The 17,322-nt window shown below is 59.6% G+C and carries 17 protein-coding genes; 9 read left to right on the forward strand and 8 right to left on the reverse strand.

Features of this window, described 5'->3' with window-relative positions:
- Positions 1–8 precede the first annotated feature (8 nt).
- Positions 9–641, forward strand: a complete 633-nt coding sequence (cysC, locus tag R1A29_RS08350) for an adenylyl-sulfate kinase (protein ID WP_438301134.1) — start codon at positions 9–11, stop codon at positions 639–641.
- Positions 642–773: 132 nt separating this feature from the next.
- Positions 774–1,094 carry a YbjQ family protein gene (locus tag R1A29_RS08355; RefSeq protein ID WP_438301135.1) on the forward strand — a complete coding sequence of 107 codons (321 nt, stop codon included), beginning with the start codon at positions 774–776 and terminating at the stop codon, positions 1,092–1,094.
- A gap of 98 nt (positions 1,095–1,192) precedes the next feature.
- Here R1A29_RS08355 and R1A29_RS08360 read toward each other — a convergent pair whose 3' ends face one another.
- Complete coding sequence (locus R1A29_RS08360) at positions 1,193–1,423, reverse strand: hypothetical protein (RefSeq protein ID WP_438301136.1); 231 nt, start codon at positions 1,421–1,423, stop codon at positions 1,193–1,195.
- Positions 1,424–1,666: 243 nt separating this feature from the next.
- Between R1A29_RS08360 and R1A29_RS08365 the strand changes: the two genes are divergently transcribed.
- The 4 genes from R1A29_RS08365 to R1A29_RS08380 all read left to right on the forward strand — a co-directional run bounded on the left by R1A29_RS08365 (position 1,667) and on the right by R1A29_RS08380 (position 3,374).
- Positions 1,667–1,855 (forward strand): hypothetical protein, encoded by a 189-nt coding sequence (locus R1A29_RS08365; protein WP_085701198.1) that lies wholly within the window; start codon positions 1,667–1,669, stop codon positions 1,853–1,855.
- Between the two features lie 310 nt (positions 1,856–2,165).
- Positions 2,166–2,534, forward strand: a complete 369-nt coding sequence (locus R1A29_RS08370) for a bacteriocin (RefSeq protein ID WP_085710666.1) — start codon at positions 2,166–2,168, stop codon at positions 2,532–2,534.
- 135 nt (positions 2,535–2,669) lie between these two features.
- Positions 2,670–3,086 (forward strand): hypothetical protein, encoded by a 417-nt coding sequence (locus R1A29_RS08375; protein WP_085710667.1) that lies wholly within the window; start codon positions 2,670–2,672, stop codon positions 3,084–3,086.
- A gap of 120 nt (positions 3,087–3,206) precedes the next feature.
- Positions 3,207–3,374 (forward strand): hypothetical protein, encoded by a 168-nt coding sequence (locus R1A29_RS08380; RefSeq protein WP_167443766.1) that lies wholly within the window; start codon positions 3,207–3,209, stop codon positions 3,372–3,374.
- An 82-nt stretch (positions 3,375–3,456) separates the two neighbouring features.
- Here the strand turns inward: R1A29_RS08380 and R1A29_RS08385 are convergent, their stop codons facing one another.
- Positions 3,457–3,849: a hypothetical protein gene (locus R1A29_RS08385; RefSeq protein WP_438301137.1), complete on the reverse strand. Its 393-nt coding sequence runs from the start codon at positions 3,847–3,849 to the stop codon at positions 3,457–3,459.
- A gap of 2 nt (positions 3,850–3,851) precedes the next feature.
- Complete coding sequence (locus R1A29_RS08390) at positions 3,852–8,696, reverse strand: RHS repeat-associated core domain-containing protein (RefSeq protein WP_438301138.1); 4,845 nt, start codon at positions 8,694–8,696, stop codon at positions 3,852–3,854.
- A 238-nt stretch (positions 8,697–8,934) separates the two neighbouring features.
- Between R1A29_RS08390 and R1A29_RS08395 the strand changes: the two genes are divergently transcribed.
- Entirely contained in the window at positions 8,935–9,630 is a 696-nt protein-coding gene (locus R1A29_RS08395) for an HAD-IA family hydrolase (protein ID WP_007960113.1), read from the forward strand.
- Between the two features lie 69 nt (positions 9,631–9,699).
- On the opposite strand, the gene R1A29_RS08400 is transcribed toward R1A29_RS08395, so the two are convergent.
- The gene (locus tag R1A29_RS08400) at positions 9,700–10,446 is read right to left on the reverse strand and encodes a 3-oxoacyl-ACP reductase family protein (RefSeq protein ID WP_119428421.1); all 747 of its coding nucleotides are present in this window, start codon (positions 10,444–10,446) and stop codon (positions 9,700–9,702) included.
- A 125-nt stretch (positions 10,447–10,571) separates the two neighbouring features.
- On the opposite strand from R1A29_RS08400, the gene R1A29_RS08405 reads away from it, so the two are divergent.
- Positions 10,572–11,513 (forward strand): LysR family transcriptional regulator, encoded by a 942-nt coding sequence (locus tag R1A29_RS08405; RefSeq protein ID WP_438301139.1) that lies wholly within the window; start codon positions 10,572–10,574, stop codon positions 11,511–11,513.
- Here R1A29_RS08405 and R1A29_RS08410 read toward each other — a convergent pair.
- The 3 genes from R1A29_RS08410 to R1A29_RS08420 form a co-directional block, all read right to left on the reverse strand.
- Complete coding sequence (locus tag R1A29_RS08410) at positions 11,482–12,210, reverse strand: aspartate/glutamate racemase family protein (RefSeq protein ID WP_438301140.1); 729 nt, start codon at positions 12,208–12,210, stop codon at positions 11,482–11,484. The genes R1A29_RS08405 and R1A29_RS08410 overlap by 32 nt on opposite strands.
- A gap of 54 nt (positions 12,211–12,264) precedes the next feature.
- Positions 12,265–13,809 carry an NCS1 family nucleobase:cation symporter-1 gene (locus R1A29_RS08415; protein WP_438301141.1) on the reverse strand — a complete coding sequence of 515 codons (1,545 nt, stop codon included), beginning with the start codon at positions 13,807–13,809 and terminating at the stop codon, positions 12,265–12,267.
- 580 nt (positions 13,810–14,389) lie between these two features.
- The gene (locus tag R1A29_RS08420) at positions 14,390–15,124 is read right to left on the reverse strand and encodes a phosphoadenylyl-sulfate reductase (protein ID WP_085711886.1); all 735 of its coding nucleotides are present in this window, start codon (positions 15,122–15,124) and stop codon (positions 14,390–14,392) included.
- Between the two features lie 162 nt (positions 15,125–15,286).
- On the opposite strand from R1A29_RS08420, the gene thrH reads away from it, so the two are divergent.
- Positions 15,287–15,904: a bifunctional phosphoserine phosphatase/homoserine phosphotransferase ThrH gene (gene thrH / locus R1A29_RS08425; RefSeq protein WP_438301143.1), complete on the forward strand. Its 618-nt coding sequence runs from the start codon at positions 15,287–15,289 to the stop codon at positions 15,902–15,904.
- 41 nt (positions 15,905–15,945) lie between these two features.
- Here thrH and pabB read toward each other — a convergent pair whose 3' ends face one another.
- A complete protein-coding gene (gene pabB, locus R1A29_RS08430; RefSeq protein WP_438301144.1) occupies positions 15,946–17,289 on the reverse strand; it encodes an aminodeoxychorismate synthase component I in 1,344 nt (447 codons plus the stop codon).
- Positions 17,290–17,322: the final 33 nt, after the last annotated feature.

A 17,322-nucleotide genomic window follows, 5' to 3' on the forward strand; every position in this document is an offset into this window, starting at 1 on the left:
GTATCGGTGTGACTAAAACAACAAAAGACTCCTGTGAAAACCTGACGCTGCATCTGCCAAGGCTGACAGCAGCAGACCGTGAACGGCTTTTTTCTCATAAGCCTTTCACCATTTGGCTTACCGGATTGAGTGGCGCCGGCAAGTCGACATTGGCCTTCTCTATGGAGAAACTTTTGGTCGACAGTGGGAAACCTGCCTTTGTATTGGACGGAGATAATGTCCGCCACGGACTTTGCAAGGGACTTGGATTTTCACCCGAAGATCGCTCGGAAAATATTCGCCGTATCGCTGAAGTTGCTCGAATGATGAACGAAGCGGGGGTAATTGTTCTCGTCGCCTGCATTTCTCCTTGTCGATTGCAGAGAGAGCAGGCCAAATTGACTATCGGCGAAGAAAATTTTATCGAAGTTTATTTGAACACTCCGTTAAGCGTATGTGAAAGCCTTGATCCCAAAGGTTTGTACCGTAAGGCTCGTGCGGGACTGATACCCGAATTTACGGGCATCAGCGCAGTGTATGAAGAGCCTGTTGCTCCTTCACTGGTTATTGATACTAGCCAGAAGTCAATTTCCGAATGCCTGCAAGAGGTCATGGGCAAGGCTGAAAGTTGGTGGCTGAAGAACTCAGACCGCCATAGGTGATTTACCCGAAAGGATGGACCGTTGTGCGTTCGAATGGGCGGCCCTGCAAGGTCGCCCATTTTGACTTTTTGGGTCGTGATGTTCCTGCGGCGTACAATAATTGGCCCTACGTTCTGCCAAGGTTCTCCTTTCATGATCATTACAACAACACCAGGCGTCGACGGTCGGCAAATTATTGCTTATATCGATATTGTCAGTGCCGAGTCGGTGCAGGGCGTGAATGTGATTCGCGATATGTTCGCCGGTATGCGGGACTTTTTCGGTGGGCGTTCGCAGACGCTGGAGCGGGCGTTGAAGGAGGCGCGTGTTCAGGCGACTGACGAGATCAAGGAACGGGCGCGGGCGTTGCAGGCTGATGCGGTGGTCGGGGTGGATTTCGAGATCAGCATGCCGGCGGGGAAGGGCGGTATGGTTGTGGTGTTTGCGACCGGTACGGCGGTCAAGTTGCGTTGATCGTTGGTTTAGCGTGCGTGAGCCCATTCAACGGAATGGGCTCGTTGCTGACAATCAGCCCTGTGGTTTGAGTACGACAGTGCCTTTCGAGTCGTAGGTCAGGGGGTATCGATGGCAACCATCGGCGTACCGCCAGGCTGAACCGGGCCTGGATGGTAGATGACGCCCGGTTTGCCAGGTTGCACTGGACTCGGTCCGTCCAGTGGCTTGATGACGATTTCACCCGAGGCAACCTTCTCCTTGAATTTTTCCGCCGCGGCTTTAGCGGCGGCGATCTGCTCCTCCGTGAGCTTTACAACAGGCATCGGTGGGAATCCTTTGATTTCCATGTCCTCTCCTTGAGATTCATTGCGTAGGAAAAAGGGCAACCGCCTGTGGTTGGCAATCTTTAGCTCCGTAGGACCAGCGGTCTGAACATTGTGTTTAATTTCTGTAGGCCATTCGTCGGGGTTCGGGCGATATGAATCACAAGTCCAGGAATGACCGGCTAGTCTCAAAAGCCTTGGAGGTCGATATTTTTTCAGGCAAAAGGGTCTTGCCGGTATCGGCCCGCTTTTGAAAGGGGTGAAGAGATGACTGATCCGTACATCGAAGACGACGGGGCTGAATTTCCATTCAACAATTGCGTACGCTGCGGCCAGACCGAGTATCAGGCGGGCTTTGGCGAAGATCCGGTGCAGACCGGCAAGATCAAGTCGACAGCACCCAAGGGGCCGAAAGCGAAATTTCTGCCCAAGGTGACGACACGTTCCAGGAAGTAATCCGGATGCCACAGAACCCCGCCATTGAGCGGGGTTTTTGATTGCTGATTTTCTGGAGAAGTGTCCTACGAAAATTGCGGAATCGTCCGGTTTCTTTCACAAACTTTTCACACCGGTCTACGTAGGGTGAAGCCATCCGTTAGAAAGCAAGTCTCCAGCCCGTCTCCCCAGCGGGCTTTTTTTTGCCTGCGATAAAACCTTTTCCCAAATCGCTGTCCAATCGGCGCCAAGTGCGCTGTGGCACTGGACATTGCCTCGGCAACAGCATTCAATCTGCGCCCTTTTTCTTTCTTCTTTTGAGGTTTTCGTCATGCGTTTAACTCTGCCTGCTCTGGTTCTGGGGCTTCTGGTCGCTCAAGGTGCAATGGCCGGTGATGGCACCGCCGCGCTGGGTGGTGGCCTGGGTGGCGCGCTGGGTAATGTGGTCGGCCAGAAAATGGGCGGCAGCAGCGGCGCGGCCATCGGCGCTGGCCTGGCCGGTGCGGCTGGCGGTGCGTTGGCAGCGAAGAAAGGTGCCCGTACCAAAGCGGCCATTGGCGGCGGTGTTGGCGCGGCAGGCGGTTCGATCATCGGCAACAGCCTGGGTGGCAAGAACGGCGCGACCATCGGCGCCGGCCTTGGCGGCGCAGCGGGCGGGGCGGTGGGCAGCAACCTGTCCAAAGGTCACAAGCGTCACTGATTGCGAATGCATGTCTGAAAAGGCCCGGCTATATGCCGGGCCTTTTCGTTGCTGAACGTTTTTCCCGAATTCGCCTCCAATTCCGTATAGCCCCTTCCGGGCATACCGTCCCGATCCGGGACCTGCGAGGTCTGTATGCGATCGACATTAACTGCGTTGGTTTTAGGATTGCTTGTGGCGCAAGGCGCCATGGCTGCCGGCGATGGTTCCGCGGCGGTCGGCGGTGGTCTGGGTGGTGTGCTGGGTAACGTGGTCGGCGGGCAACTCGGCGGCAGCACCGGCGCCGCAGTGGGAGCGGGCGTTGGCGGTGCGGCCGGCAGTGCCGTCGGAGCGAACAAGCGTAATCGTACGGAGGCCGCGATTGGTGGCGGTCTTGGCGCGGCGGGTGGTTCAGTGCTCGGCAACAGCGTCGGTGGATCTACCGGCTCGGCGGTCGGTGCCGGACTCGGCGGCGCGGCAGGTGGTGCAGTCGGCAACAGCCTGGGAGGCGATGGCGGAAAATCGCATTCCGGTGGCGGCCACAAGCACAAACACAAATATCGTCACCGCTGAGCAAGCGGAACTACCGAAACCCGGCCTTGTGCCGGGTTTTTTGTGTTCCCGCGTAATGCGCCGGAACGTTTAGCGACCATACTTTTCGAACGTCTACACGCTGAGCTTCCGAGGTGCACCATGACTCCCGAAACCGAAGGCAAGGAAGAAAAAGGCCCGAGCGGGTTGCCGTTTATCAATGATCCGGGGAATGAAGATCCGGGGTCGTTGATGGATGATGCGACGGTTCCGCTTTGGGAGGGTGAGGGGGAAGAGCTTGAGTATGAGGATTTTGATGATGATGAGTGAGAGTGGGTCTGCAAGTTTTATGGGGTTAAGACTTAAAGGGGGGCGGGAGCCCCTTGATTAAAAAGGTAAGAAATTACTCGAATTATGGAGCAAGTGATTTTATCCAAGATGAGTAGAATTCTTTTTGCTCCTTTATATCGTTTGTTAGATCTTCTTCTTCGTAGTCAAAAATTCTGACAATGTCTTCTTCTTCGGTTGGATGGCCAAGCCTGACTTGATATGCGACTAGCCCGCATGACATCTGCGAAGTCATACGGGAGGGGTGAACATTTTTCCGTGCTCCTTTGCAAAGAAAAATTATTTCTGGAAAATGTGCCCTAATTATGCCGAAGCATTCATATAGGTCCTCTGCAGTGCAGGCTTTTATTAATCCATCCTTCATGGTGAGTGTTAGCGATCTTTTTTTTCTATCAAATTCGACTTCTGCTGTTTCTTTTCTTTGATTTTTCAGGATTTGAATTTCTATTGTCTTCACTGTTACCTCCTATACGGATTAGGTATTGAATACCCGACGTAGCTACCATCCTCATTGACAGGTGTAGCACCCACGATATCTCGATTGTTGATACCGCCAGGGACTGCTATCTCTTTCTCGCGTCGATGTGGTGACATAGCGCCTAGCTCTTTGTTTACATCGATTCCTCGAATGTTTTTCAGGATGTAGATGTATCCTTCGGCATACCCGTATCCAGTTGCAAACTTCGCGGCTTCTTTTTCCGAGATTGATGTGCTTACGAACCAGCTGGGAGGACTTTTGTTATCTAATGCGTGCAAAAATAAGTCCTTACTCTCGCCCCATGGTTCAAATCCTCCTTCAAAGATATCCCATGGCTCTCGTTCATCACCTCTGTACAGATAGTGATTTTCTTGTATTGGGCGGGGAGTTTTTGGCTCGCCTTCATCTACTTTAGTGCCTGCTGTCCTATCCGGCACCGGACATCCCGGCTTATTCGGCGGCGGACAATTGGAGCTCAACCCCAACGGATCCACCCACCCCGTCGGATTCGGCACGTACCGGTACTGGTTCAGCCCACCCGCCAGCTTCACCGGATCCGGCGTCAGATACCGCCCGACGTCCGGGTCGTAGTACCGGTGCCGGTTGTAATGCAGTCCGCTTTCCGCATCGAAGTACTGCCCCTGAAACCGCAGCGGCTGGTCGAGGTAATCGTCGGTCGCGAGCTGCAGCGAGGTGACCTTGCCGTAGGCGCTGTATTTGGCTGACCAGACGATGTCGCCGCTGTAGTCGGTCAGTTCCTGCGGGGTGCCGAGGTGGTCGAGTTGGTAGTAGAACGGGCAGGCGCGTTTTGGGCCTTTGCCGTCGAGCATCGCCAATGGGCGGAAGGTGCCGGGTTCGTAGATGAAGCTGCGGTGCTGTTCCTGGCTGCTTTCGGCGATCAGGTGGTCGCCTTGCCAGAAGAACTCGGTGGTCTGGCCGTCGACGGTCTTGCGGATGCGGCGACCGAAGGCGTCGTAGTGGTAAGTGGCGGTGGTGCCGTCGGGACGAGTGATGCCGATCAGGCGGTGCTGGCTGTCGTAGCGGTATGCAGTGACGAGCTGTTGGGCGCGGCCGCGGCGTTCGCGGATCAGGTTGCCGAAGGCGTCGTAGTCGTAATGGCGGTCGCCCTGCATCAGCAGGCGGTTGCCCTTGATCTGTGTCGGGCCGGGGCGATCCTGCAGCAGCAGGTTGCCGGCCGGGTCGTGGGCGAAGTTTTCCGGCACATCGTCGCGGGTGTGGCGCACGCGGATCAGCCGGTCGAGGGCGTCGTACTGGTAGCTGCGCTGGCCGTGGCGGGTGTCGGCGATGTGTTCGAGGTTGCCGTTGGCGCTGTAGGCAAAGTCGCGGCGGTACAGCGCGCTGCGTTGATGGCCTACCGCGTGGGACAGCAACCGTCCTTGTTCGTCGTAGGCATATTCGCTGAGCAGCAGGCCTTGCTGGCGCTGCTGTTCGCGACCGTTCTGGTAGACGTGGCGGGTGAGCAAGGCGCCGTTGAGGTCGATCGCGGTCAGCGCGCCGCCCTTGGCGTAGTGGTAGTCGAGTTTGCTGTTGTCCGGCAGACGCATCCGGCTGAGTTGGCCGCAGGCATCGTAGGTGTAACGCAGGGTGCCCCAGCCCTGATGCTCACGGACCAGTCGGTCCTGGAGGTCGTATTCGAAGGCCAGCGGGTGATTCTGGCCGTCATCCACGCCGACCAAGCGGCCTAAACGGTCATAGCGATAGCTGACCTCAACCCCGTCCGGCAGGGTCTTGAGCAGCAGACGCCCGGCAGCATCTCGTTGGTAGCCGGTGACCAGCGTCGAGCCGTCATCACCGTACTCGGTCTTCTCCAGCAGATGACCGTTGCGGTCGTAGGCATACGCGGTGCGCCGCCCATCAAAACCGGTTTCCTGTCGGATCAATCCGGTCGGCGTGTAGTCCAGAAGGTACTTTTCGCCGGACTCGTTCTCGATCTCCGTCAGCAACAGCTGCGCATGGTCGTAGCGATACTGCAGCCGCGTGCCGTCGGGGTTGATCCGCCGGCTGACCAGGTGCAGGTCGTCGTCATACTCGTAGCGGGTGATCCGTCCCAGCTCATCGCGTTCGGCGGTGATCTGGCCGTAGGCGCTGTAGGACCAGGCGCGGGTGGCGCCATTCGGCGAGGTGGTCTGGATCAGGCGGCCAACGGCGTCCCAGGCGTGGTGGGTCACCGCGCCGTGTTCGTCCTGCGCAGTAATCCGCCGTCCCAACGCGTCGTAGGAAAACTTCCGAACCCCGCCGTCGGGCAGGCTTTCCTCGACCAGTTGCCCGAGGTCGTTCCACACGAACACATGCCGGCCACTGTCCGGATAACGGACCGATAGCAACCGCCCCTGCGCGTCGTAGTGGTAATGGGTGACATGGCCGTCAGGATCGACCGCTTCGGTGACGTCGCCCTGGGCATTGCGCCGGTAGGTCCACTCCGCCTCGCCCCGGCTACGGCGGTGCAGGAAACCGTTGCGGTATTCGTAGGACGTCGGTGCATCGTCCGGCGGAATCAGCGCGATCAGCCGTCCGACATCGTCGTAGCGGTATTCGGTGACCGCCCCCAGCGCATCCTGCTCGGCGATCAGCCGGCCCTGCGCATCGTAGGCCTTGAGCTGCTCACCACCGTCGGCGGCCACCTGACGCACCAGCCGCGCCGTGTCGTCGTGGACGTAAACCTCTTCACGGCCATCGACGTACTGCACCCGCACACTGCCGGCGTCGTCCCAGACGTAACGCGTGTCCATCTGCGAAAACGACGCCCAGTGCCGCACGCAACGCGCGGCTTTGCCGGAACGCTCCCACTCCCAGAAGAAACTCGCGCCACCCGTTAATTGCCGTTGCAGGATGACGTGCCGATCGTCGTAGTCGTAACGCTCGCTTTCGCCGACGGCGTTGGTCGCCTCGATCAACCGATGACGGGCATCAAAGCGATAGCTGACCAACGTCTGCTCGGTACGCCAGGCAGACTCCCGAAAAACCTGATAATCGACCGCGACCAGATTCGCCCGCTCATAGCGCAGCAACAAGGAACGACCGGCCCCGTTATCGAGGCGCTGAACCCGGTCGGAAAGATCTCGATGCACCGTCAGACGATTGCCGTAGGCATCACTGATGAGCGTCAGACGCCCAGCCCGAAAGTGATAAAACCGCGCCGCGTCCCCCGCCAGCGCAACGATCAACTCCTCCGGCTCATCCCCGAGAAAGATCGCTGCCCGCGACAAACTGTTGTGAATCGCCGGCCGCTCGACACTCGGCAAGGGAAACCGCGTGCGCCGGTTCTCATGGTCAATCCAGACCACACCGTCGCCCTCGACCTCCAGCCGATGCGCCAGCGAATGGCTCCAGCCAAACCCCAACCCGACATCGATTTCCGCCGCACTGGTGCGATACAACCGACTGAACTCAAACGGCAGCAGTCCATCGAGCACACCGTCAGTCAGGGTCAGCAGTTCCTCGCCGGTGACCATCGACACCGGGCAACCGTTGGTGCAGGTCCGGGGCACGCAATCAGCGCTGTCGCCGTTGGGGTTCTTCGCCTGAGCCGACGCATCGTCGCGAGGCTCATGCCGCTCCATTCGCGTCGTACCGTGGGACTTGTTACGCGCAATGGCCGCCGGATTGGGCACCGTCAGCACCAACGATTCGGCCGTGCGAATCTCCAGCGGAACGGCAGGTGCCGGCCGCAACGGTGCCGGACGCGCATTGATCATCAGCGGTTTCAGCGCGCCCGCATGCCGGGTCAGATCGGGTGCCGAAGTCAGCTCTGCCAACCGCAATGCCGACGCCGCCAGCCATTCCCGGGCTCGCGGCGACTTGACCTTGCCGAGCACCTTGGCGCTCAACCGCAGCGGCACGCCCATGCCCGCCGACACGCGCATCAACAGAAAACCGATCAGCAATTCGACCCGAACTTCAGCCACCACCTCGGCCAGATACTGCGGCGGCAGCATCTTCAGCCAACTGGTGAACGCCGCCAGATGAATGAACAGCAACGGCTCGTCGCTGAGCATCAGCAGGCCATTGGCGATGGCCTCGGAGGAGGCCTCGAGCAAGGCTTCCAGCTCGACACCGGAGAGGTATTGCAGAAGTTTTTCGCTGTTGGCCTGCAAGTCGGCGAGCAGGGCGAACAGCTGTTTCACGTCATCCCAGACGCCATTCAGCGCCGTTTCGAAACCGCGCCAGTCGGCCTGCTGCAACTGACCGTAACGCTCCAGGAAACCCGCGCTGGAAAACTCGGCCCATTGCGGTTGAAACCCGCCCCATTCCTCTCGCAACCATTTTTCCAGGCCATCAATGAGTCCCTGATACGAGGCGTACAGCGTCTGGACGTGCGAACTGGAAACATCGGGAAAGAAGGTGATGCGATAACGCTGGCCCCGGTCGCAGTTGTCGACCTCGAGAATGCCGCTGGGGCCGATGGTGTAATGCTGCGGTTCGCCGAATGACAGGACACCGCCGACATCGGAAATGACCGGTTCCAGGGTCACCGGCGTATCGCCGATCGGCACGAAGCGCGCAGCTTCGAACATGTGCACCAGCGTCAGGGAGCCAGTGGCAGAACACATGGCCACTGAGGGACTGATGGGCTTTCGGCTGGCAACCGGCGCACTGAGCTGGACATCGTTGCCGACCTTGAACACCTGATCGACATCCAGCGCGGTTCCCGTCCAGAACTGCTCGGCCCAGCTTTCATAGTTGTTGAGGCAGAGACGGAACTCCTGAAACAGCGTTTCGACGTCGGGCTGGTCAGGGTTCAGCGCAGCGACCACCAGCAAACCGATGCTGTTGTTCAGTTTCAGGAGTGGGTCAGATGGAAGCATTCGCAGTCACTCGCGCGCATCAAGGGGATGGCGCGAAACTTTGCGGGGGATCAAACAGGAAAGAAGTCAGGCAAGTAGGCGATGTCTGTAGGGCAATTCTCTAAATGCGATTCGGCGGACAACCGACATTGCCCGTTGCTCAACCTTGGCCGCGCTCGTTATGCTGCTGAACCCTTTAATCAGATCCGAGCAGCGGTACCCGATGCCGCCTGGGATGTTTTTGATAACGGATCCGATGATGAATGCACCGCTGAAGGCGTTCGGCCCGATCAAGGCCGTGATTTTCGATATGGACGGTTTGCTTCTGGACACCGAGGGCATCTACACCGAGGTCACCTCGCTGATTGCCGAGCGTTACGGGCGCACGTTCGACTGGAGCATCAAGCAGAACATCATCGGGCGTGGCGCCGGCGATCTGGCCCGTTATGTGGTCGAAGCGCTGGATCTGCCGATCACCGCAGAAGAGTTTCTGGTGATTCGCGAGCCGCTGATGCGCGAGCGTTTTCCCACCGCGCAAGCGATGCCGGGCGCCGAGGAACTGATCCGTCACCTCAAGGCGCACAACATTCCGATTGCCGTCGGTACCAGTTCGTCGCGTCAGTCGTTCGGTCAGAAAACCACGTTGCACCGTGACTGGTTCGCGTTGTTCGACTTCATCGTTACCGCCGACGACCCGGAAGTCGGTGCCGCCAAACCGGCACCGGACATTTTCCTCACCGCCGCTCGCCGCCTCGGTGTGGCGCCGGAAGATTGTCTGGTGTTCGAGGATTCGCCGTTCGGCGTGACAGCCGCGAAAGCAGCGGGCATGACCGCCATCGCGATTCCCGATGCGGCCATGGCCGATGAAAAATACGCACACGCCGACGGGATTCTTCGTACATTGAAAGCGTTCACGCCGAGTGCCTGTGGTTTGCCGGCGCTCGATTGGGCCTGACCAGGCCACTGATAAAAAAGCCGCCCCTCTATTAATAGAGGGGCGGCTTTTTTCGATCACTCGAAACAATCAGGCGCCGAAACCACCGTCGATACTCAGGCTGGCACCGGTGATGTAACCGGCTTCCGGGCCTGCGAGGTAGGCGACGAAGCTGGCGATTTCCTCGGCTTTGCCGTAACGACCGACTGCCATCAGCGGGATCAGGCTTTCGGCAAAATCGCCGTGAGCCGGGTTCATGTCGGTATCCACCGGGCCGGGCTGCACGTTGTTGATGGTGATGCCCCGTGGGCCGAGATCGCGGGCCAGGCCTTTGGTCAGGCCCACCAGGGCGGATTTGCTCATCGCATACACGCCGCCGCCGGCGAAGGGCATGCGGTCGGCGTTGGTGCTGCCGATGTTGATGATGCGCGAGCCTTCGCCCATGTGTCTGGCGGCTTCCTGACTGGCGATGAACACGCTGCGCACGTTAATTGCCAGGGTCTGGTCGAAGTCTTCCAGTTTGAAGTCTTCCAGCGGGGCGACAGCCAGCACACCGGCGTTGTTGACCAGAATGTCGAGGCGGCCAAAGGTTTCGACGGTTGCGTTCACGGCGTTGCGGATGGCACCGGCATCGGCGCTGTCGGCCTTGATCGCCAGGGCTTTGCCGCCGGTGGCGGTGATGCTGTTTTGCAGTTCTTCAGCCTTGGCGGCGGAGCTGACGTAAGTGAAGGCAACCGCGGCGCCTTCGGCGGCCAGGCGCTTGACGATGGCGGCACCGATGCCGCGAGAGCCGCCTTGAATCAGAGCGACTTTACCGCTGAGGTGTTGAGTGGTCATGTTCGATCTCCAGAAGTTTCAAGGCAGGCTGCCTTGGTGTGGTGTCGAGTATCTGCCCCTCGCCACCGGGCGAGTAGACCGTGGTTGCTATAGTCTGTGTAAACCAAAAGTTTGGAATGGCGGTCATGGAAACCTTCAGCAGTATCGAATGCTTCGTGCGCAGCGCCGAAGTCGGCAGCTTTGCCGAAGCCGCGCGACGCCTGAGCCTGACACCGGCCGCCGTGGGCAAAAGCGTGGCGAAGCTGGAAGCGCGCCTCGGCGTGAGGCTGTTCCAGCGTAGCACCCGAAGATTGACCCTGACGGAAGCGGGGCAATTGTTTCTGAGTGAGGTCAGCGGCAGCCTGACCACCATCCAGAATGCCGTGAGCAATCTGGCCAGCGCCGGCGGTCAACCGGCGGGTACGTTGAAAGTCAGCATGGGCACGGTGTTCGGCCGCTTGTACATCGTGCCGTTGCTGGGGGAATTCCTGACAAGGTTCCCGGCGATCAACCCGGACTGGCACTTCGATAACCGGCAGGTCGATCTGATCGGCCAGGGTTTCGATGCGGCGATTGGCGGTGGTTTCGAGCTGCCCCAAGGCGTGGTGGCGCGCAGGCTGACACCGGCGCATCGGGTGTTGGTGGCTTCGGCGGATTATCTGGATCGGCACGCGCCGATCAGCGAACCGGACGACCTCAAACTGCACGAGGGCATCCTGATCCGCTCACCGCAGACTGGGCGGGTACGTTCCTGGCAGTTGACCCATCGCACACAGCAACACAGCCCGCTGACCCTCACGGCGCGAATGACCATGAGCGATTCCGAGGCCGCCTGCGCCACGGCGGCGCAGGGGCTGGGGATTGCGTTGGTGAGCATGCCGTTTGCCGTCGGCTATCTGGAGGCGGGCACGTTACAGCGGGTCTTGCCCGACTGGTACGTCGACGACGGCAATATCTCCATCTATTACGTCGAACACAAACTGTTGCCGGGCAAGACCCGGGCGTTTGTCGATTTCATCATCGAGCAATTTTCAACCCTGGGTCTTGCAGAGCGGTTCAACGCGCAAAACGTGCTGGCCAGCCGATGATGGTTTTCGGCCGTGGGGTCGCATACGTCCGCACCTTGGACGTCGACAGCCCCAGGCGCACCAGCGATTCGGCGATGGTCACGGCAGCGGTGATGCCATCGATCACCGGCACGCCGGTACGCTGACGGATCTTTTCATCGAGCCCGGCCATGCCGCCGCAACCGAGGCAGATCACTTCGGCTTTATCCTGAGTCACGGCCAGTTCGGCTTGGTGCACGATCGCCTCCAGCGCCCGCTGCGGTTCGTGTTCCAGCTCCAGAACCGCCAGGCCGCTGGCCCGCACCGAGGCGCAGCGATCCCAGAGGCCTGAGAGTTTCAGTCGATCCTCGATCAACGGCACGGTGCGATCCAGCGTGGTGACCACCGAATAGGCGTGACCCAGAAACATCGCGGTGCTGGCCGCCGCATCGGTGATGTCCACCACCGGCACGTTGAGCAACTCCTGCAAGCCTTCACGACCATGTTCGCCGTAGCCGGCCTGAATCACCGCGTCGAACGGCTGGTCGTAGGACATCACCCGGTCCATCACGGCGATGGCGGCCAGGTAACTTTCGAAATTGCCTTCCACCGAATCAGCGCCGAAGTACGGCGTCAGGCCGACGATCTCGGTGCCGGGGGAGGCCACAGCTTGCGCTGAACGGGCGATGGCCTGGGTGATGGATTCGGTGGTGTTGACGTTGACCACGAGAATTCGCATGGGAAGTCCTTATTACGGTTGGTTCTGCGGCCCGGCGAAGGGCCGCCAAAAGATTCAGTGGCTGACGTTGTCGACGGCGATGGCTTCACCGTCCACGTCGGCGTAGTGCGGTTGGCGTTTGGCGACGATCAGGTAAAGCATTCCGGCAATGCCGGCACCGATCAGCCAGGAGAAGGGCGAAACGCTGTGGAAGCCCGGCACCAGTGCCAGGACGATGGCGATCAGCGCCGCCGGAATGAACGCCGCCACCGCCCGCAGATTGACCCCACGGCTGTAGAAATACGCACCGTTCGGGTCTTCGCTATATAGCTGCGGTACATGGATCCGGCCTTTGCGGATCAGCCAGTAGTCGACCATGATCACGCCGTACAACGGGCCGAGCAGGGCGCCGAGGCCGGACAGGAAATACACGATCACCAGCGGGCTGTTGTAGAGATTCCACGGCAGGATCAGCACCGCAATCGTTGCGCTGATCAGCCCGGCACGGCGGAACGTCAGGTACTTCGGCGCCAGGTTGCTGAGCACGAAGGCCGGGGCGACGAAGTTGGCCATGATGTTCACCGCCACGGTGACGATCAGGAACGCCAGGCAGCCGAGCACCAGAAAGAACGTGTTGGGGATCGACGCGATGATTTCGGTCGGGCTTTCGATGATCCGGCCGTTGATCTGAAATTGCGCACCGCACAGCAGGACGGTGATCCCGGCGAACACCAGAATATTCACCGGCAGACCCCAGAAATTTCCGATCTTGATGGTTTTGCGGCACGGCGAAGAGCGGGCGAAGTCGCAGAAGTTGAGGATCAGCGTGCCGTAGATCGCCAGCCACAAGGCGCCGCCGGCAAAGATGTTGCGCCACATCTCGCCGCCGGTCAGCGGTTCGCGGATCGACCAGGCAATGGTCGCGTTGGCCTGGGTGTACATCCACGCGGCGAGGCAGGCGACGGTCAGAAGAATCACCGGACCGGCGAAGGCTTCGTAGCGGCGGACCATTTCCATGCCGTAGGCCAGAATCCCCAGTTGCACGAACCAGATCGCCACGAAACACACCCAGCCCAGGCTCGACAGGCCGAGGATCGAGTTGTGGTCGTAGTCGGCGAACCCGGGATGGATCGCCGTGAGCAGTACGCGGAATACCACCGACGCCAGGTATGTCTGAATTCCGAACCAGGCGATGGCGATCACCGCCCGGATCAACGCAGGAATCTGCGCCCCGTGAATGCCGAAACTGATGCGGCTGATCACCGGAAACGGCACCCCGGTTTTCTGCCCCATGTAGCCGGACAGGTTCATGAAGAAGTACACCAGCGCCGCGCCGATCCCCAGCGACAGTAGAATCTGCCAGCCGCCCAGGCCCAGGGCGTACAGGCCGATGGCAAACGAATAGTTGGCGATGTTGTGCACATCGTTGGTCCACAGGGCGAAGATGCTGTATTTGCCCCAGCGCCGTCCTTCGACCTTGGTCGGTGCGAGGTCCCTGTTGTGCAAACGTGGGCTCAGTTGCAGCGGTTCGGCGATGCCGTCACTGGGCGTGGTGTGGTCGAGGGTTGAGGAGGAGGGCAGATTCAGCGCGATGTTGTTGTTCGAAAGACTCGTACGCATTCCGGCAGGCTCCTGATGTTCGGGCCGCGATGACTGTGCATGAGCGCTCAGGCTCGGCAGATCTTCGTCGCGACGCTGAAACATCACTGGTTACGGGGCATCTGCAGCCTGTACGGGATAGGGCGCTTCAGGCTTGCGGATCGAAAGTGTGGGTTCATGTTTTGCGGTTTTGTATACAAAACATGTATGCACTTAAGCCAGATCTGTGCCAGTCAGCGATCTATGAAAACCACCACTGATTTCGAAAAGTTATTGAATGGCGCTAAGTCGCTGAAATACGGGCGATATAAATTGACCGTTCGAACAGCTATTTATTTTTCGGAAGGGATTTTGGCGGACGCCGGAAGGGATCGCTTTGGCAGCGGGATGTAACTTTTCAGGGCGCGGAAATGAAAAGTGCACACATAAATGGCACCGATGGTGACATTCGTGTGTACATGTTTTTCTCATGGCGCCACAAAGCAGATGTGGGAGCGGGCTTGCTCGCGAAGGCGTCCTTCCAGTCAACAGATCCAGTGACTGACAGACCGCTTTCGCGAGCAAGCCCGCTCCCACAGGGGGACATCATTGGGGCAGAGACTTAGGCCTTGCTGATGATATTCCCGGCATGCAACCCGCATTCTTTCTGGGTCGCTTCTTCCCACCACCAGCGGCCTTCGCGCTCGTGCTGGTTCGGCAGGACAGGGCGGGTGCACGGTTCGCAGCCGATGCTGATGAATCCGCGCTCATGCAGGCTGTTGTACGGCAGCTCCAGCATGCGGATGTAGCCCCAGATTTCCTCGCTGGTCATCTGCGCCAGCGGGTTGAACTTGTACAGCGTGCGCTCCGGGGTGGAGAACGCGCTGTCGATTTCCATCACCGCAACTGCGCTGCGGGTGCCCGGGCTCTGGTCGCGGCGCTGGCCGGTGGCCCAGGCTTTGACGCCGGACAGTTTGCGGCGCAGCGGCTCGATCTTGCGGATGCCGCAGCATTCGCCATGGCCGTCCTTGTAGAAACTGAACAGGCCTTTTTCCTTCACGAACGGTTCGAGTTTCGTGTAGTCCGGCGAGACCAGCTCGATGTCGATCTTGTAGTGCTCGCGCACCTGATCGATGAAGCGGTAGGTTTCCGGGTGCAGACGACCGGTGTCGAGACTGAACACCTTGACGTTCTTGTTCAGCTTCCAGGCCATGTCCACCAGCACCACATCCTCGGCGCCGCTGAAAGATATCCACAGGTCATCGCCGAACTCGGCGAATGCGAGTTTGAGGATGTCCTGGGCGGATTTGTTGGCATAGGTCGTGGCGAGTTCCACGACGTCGAACGTTGGGCTCATCAGGGCGGCTTCCTACAGGTCGGTGGCGCTGGGCGCTCTATATGGCGGCGATGTTAACAAAAAGCAACGCCCGCCGGGGCAGCCTCTGCGTTGCACGGTCCAGGTCGAGCCGCTAGAGTTCGGGCTCGCTCGACTCAATAAACATTACAAACGGAGTGTCCTGTGGAAATTGCCTGTCTTGATCTTGAAGGGGTGCTGGTACCGGAAATCTGGATCGCCTTCGCCGAAAAAACCGGAATCGAATCGCTCAAGGCCACCACCCGGGACATTCCCGACTACGACGTGCTGATGAAACAGCGCCTGCGCATTCTCGACGAGCATGGCCTGAAGCTTTCGGACATTCAGGAAGTGATCGCCACCCTCAAGCCGCTGGACGGCGCGGTGGAGTTCGTCAACTGGCTGCGCGAGCGGTTTCAGGTGGTGATTCTGTCGGATACGTTTTATGAGTTTTCCCAGCCGCTGATGCGTCAGCTGGGTTTCCCGACCTTGCTCTGCCACCGTCTGATCACCGACGAAAGCGGGCGGGTCACGGGCTATCAGTTGCGTCAGAAAGATCCGAAGCGTCAGTCGGTCCTGGCGTTCAAGAGCCTGTATTACCGGGTGATTGCGGCGGGGGATTCCTACAACGACACCAGCATGCTGGGCGAGGCGGATGCGGGGATTCTGTTCCATGCGCCGGATAACGTGATCCGGGAGTTCCCGCAGTTTCCGGCGGTGCACAGCTTTGGCGAGTTGAAGCAGGAATTTCTCAAGGCTTCGAACCGCGATCTGAGCCTGTAAGTCATGCTGCGGCGAGGGCACAACCGCCCTCGCCACACTCGTCAGAGGTTCTGCAGGGTTTCGAGCAGAACTTTGACTTTGGTAATCGACTCCTGATACTCCGCCTCCCAATCCGAATCGGCGACGATCCCGCCGCCACCCCAGCAGCACACCTGTCCATCCTTCACCAGCAGACTGCGAATCGCGATGGAGCTGTCCATCTCGCCACGCACGTCCAGGTACAGCAACGAGCCGCAATACAAACCGCGTCGGGTCGGTTCCAGTTCGTCGATGATCTGCATCGCGCGAATCTTCGGCGCACCGGTGATTGAGCCGCCGGGGAAGCTGCCGGCGATCAGGTCCAGGGCATCGCGATCATCCGCCAGCTCACCGGTCACGCTGCTGACCAGGTGATGCACGTTCGGATAACTTTCCAGGCTGAACAGCTCCGGCACCCGCACCGAGCCGATTCGGCAGGTGCGGCCCAGATCGTTGCGCAGCAGATCGACGATCATCAGGTTTTCCGCACGATCCTTGGGGCTGGCCAGCAGTTCGGCGGCGTTGGCGGCGTCTTCGGCCGGGTTCGCGCCACGGGGGCGGGTGCCTTTGATCGGGCGGGTTTCCACCTGGCGCTGGCTGACTTTGACAAATCGCTCGGGCGAGAGACTCAGCACCGCGTTGCCGTCGGGCAGGCTCTGGAACCCGGAAAACGGCGTCGGGCAGGCCTCGCGCAACGCACAGTAAGCCAGCCATGGGTCGCCTGCGCACGGCGCGCGGAAACGCTGGGCGAAGTTCACCTGATAGCAGTCGCCGGCCTGGATGTATTGATGAATGCGTTCGAGCGCCTGGCGATAGTCGTCGGCCGACAGGTCGGCGGTCATCGGCGTGTTCAGCTTGAAGGGCGTCAGCTCAACGATCACTGGTTGGCTGAACAGATCGATCAACCGTTGTTTCTCGCTGTCGCTTACCGACGGGTGAAACACCAGTTGGCTGGTGGCTTTCTGGTGATCGCTGATCAACGCCCAGTCATACAGGCCAAAACGCGCATCCGGCAGTTGCAGATCATCCAGCGCCTGACTTGGCAGATTTTCCAGATGTCGGCCGAAGTCGTAACTCAGATAACCGATCAGGCCACCGGCGAACGGCAGTTCGTATTCCGAAGGCAACTGTGCCTCGCCGAGGCGCGCCAGATTGTCCCGCAGGCGTTGCAGGAAATCGTCGCCACGCTCGTCCGGCAAAACCGCCAGTTGCTCCAGCGGCCAGGCGCTGAGCAAGTCATAACGGCCACGATCGGCACTGGGCCGGCCGCTGTCGAGCAGCACGGCGCCGGGCGCATGGCGGATTGCCGCGAAATAGTCGGCGGGGTTGGCGCGGTAGGGCAACGGGTGTACGGAACAGGTCAACATGGGCGGGGCAGATCGGCCATCGAGGCGGGGTAG

This window comes from Pseudomonas sp. NMS19W, from assembly GCF_051554255.1.
In the GTDB taxonomy this organism is placed as follows: Bacteria; Pseudomonadota; Gammaproteobacteria; order Pseudomonadales; family Pseudomonadaceae; genus Aquipseudomonas; species Aquipseudomonas kribbensis.

What these genes read in the sequence shown, in the direction of transcription:
- R1A29_RS08355 (WP_438301135.1), top strand. Translation starts at nt 774, where the DNA reads ATGATCATTACAACAACACCAGGCGTCGACGGTCGGCAAATTATTGCT.
- R1A29_RS08360 (WP_438301136.1), bottom strand. Translation starts at nt 1,423, where the DNA reads ATGGAAATCAAAGGATTCCCACCGATGCCTGTTGTAAAGCTCACGGAG.
- R1A29_RS08365 (WP_085701198.1), top strand. Translation starts at nt 1,667, where the DNA reads ATGACTGATCCGTACATCGAAGACGACGGGGCTGAATTTCCATTCAAC.
- R1A29_RS08370 (WP_085710666.1), top strand. Translation starts at nt 2,166, where the DNA reads ATGCGTTTAACTCTGCCTGCTCTGGTTCTGGGGCTTCTGGTCGCTCAA.
- R1A29_RS08375 (WP_085710667.1), top strand. Translation starts at nt 2,670, where the DNA reads ATGCGATCGACATTAACTGCGTTGGTTTTAGGATTGCTTGTGGCGCAA.
- R1A29_RS08380 (WP_167443766.1), top strand. Translation starts at nt 3,207, where the DNA reads ATGACTCCCGAAACCGAAGGCAAGGAAGAAAAAGGCCCGAGCGGGTTG.
- R1A29_RS08390 (WP_438301138.1), bottom strand. Translation starts at nt 8,696, where the DNA reads ATGCTTCCATCTGACCCACTCCTGAAACTGAACAACAGCATCGGTTTG.
- R1A29_RS08395 (WP_007960113.1), top strand. Translation starts at nt 8,935, where the DNA reads ATGAATGCACCGCTGAAGGCGTTCGGCCCGATCAAGGCCGTGATTTTC.
- R1A29_RS08400 (WP_119428421.1), bottom strand. Translation starts at nt 10,446, where the DNA reads ATGACCACTCAACACCTCAGCGGTAAAGTCGCTCTGATTCAAGGCGGC.
- R1A29_RS08405 (WP_438301139.1), top strand. Translation starts at nt 10,572, where the DNA reads ATGGAAACCTTCAGCAGTATCGAATGCTTCGTGCGCAGCGCCGAAGTC.
- R1A29_RS08410 (WP_438301140.1), bottom strand. Translation starts at nt 12,210, where the DNA reads ATGCGAATTCTCGTGGTCAACGTCAACACCACCGAATCCATCACCCAG.
- R1A29_RS08415 (WP_438301141.1), bottom strand. Translation starts at nt 13,809, where the DNA reads ATGCGTACGAGTCTTTCGAACAACAACATCGCGCTGAATCTGCCCTCC.
- R1A29_RS08420 (WP_085711886.1), bottom strand. Translation starts at nt 15,124, where the DNA reads ATGAGCCCAACGTTCGACGTCGTGGAACTCGCCACGACCTATGCCAAC.
- pabB (WP_438301144.1), bottom strand. Translation starts at nt 17,289, where the DNA reads ATGTTGACCTGTTCCGTACACCCGTTGCCCTACCGCGCCAACCCCGCC.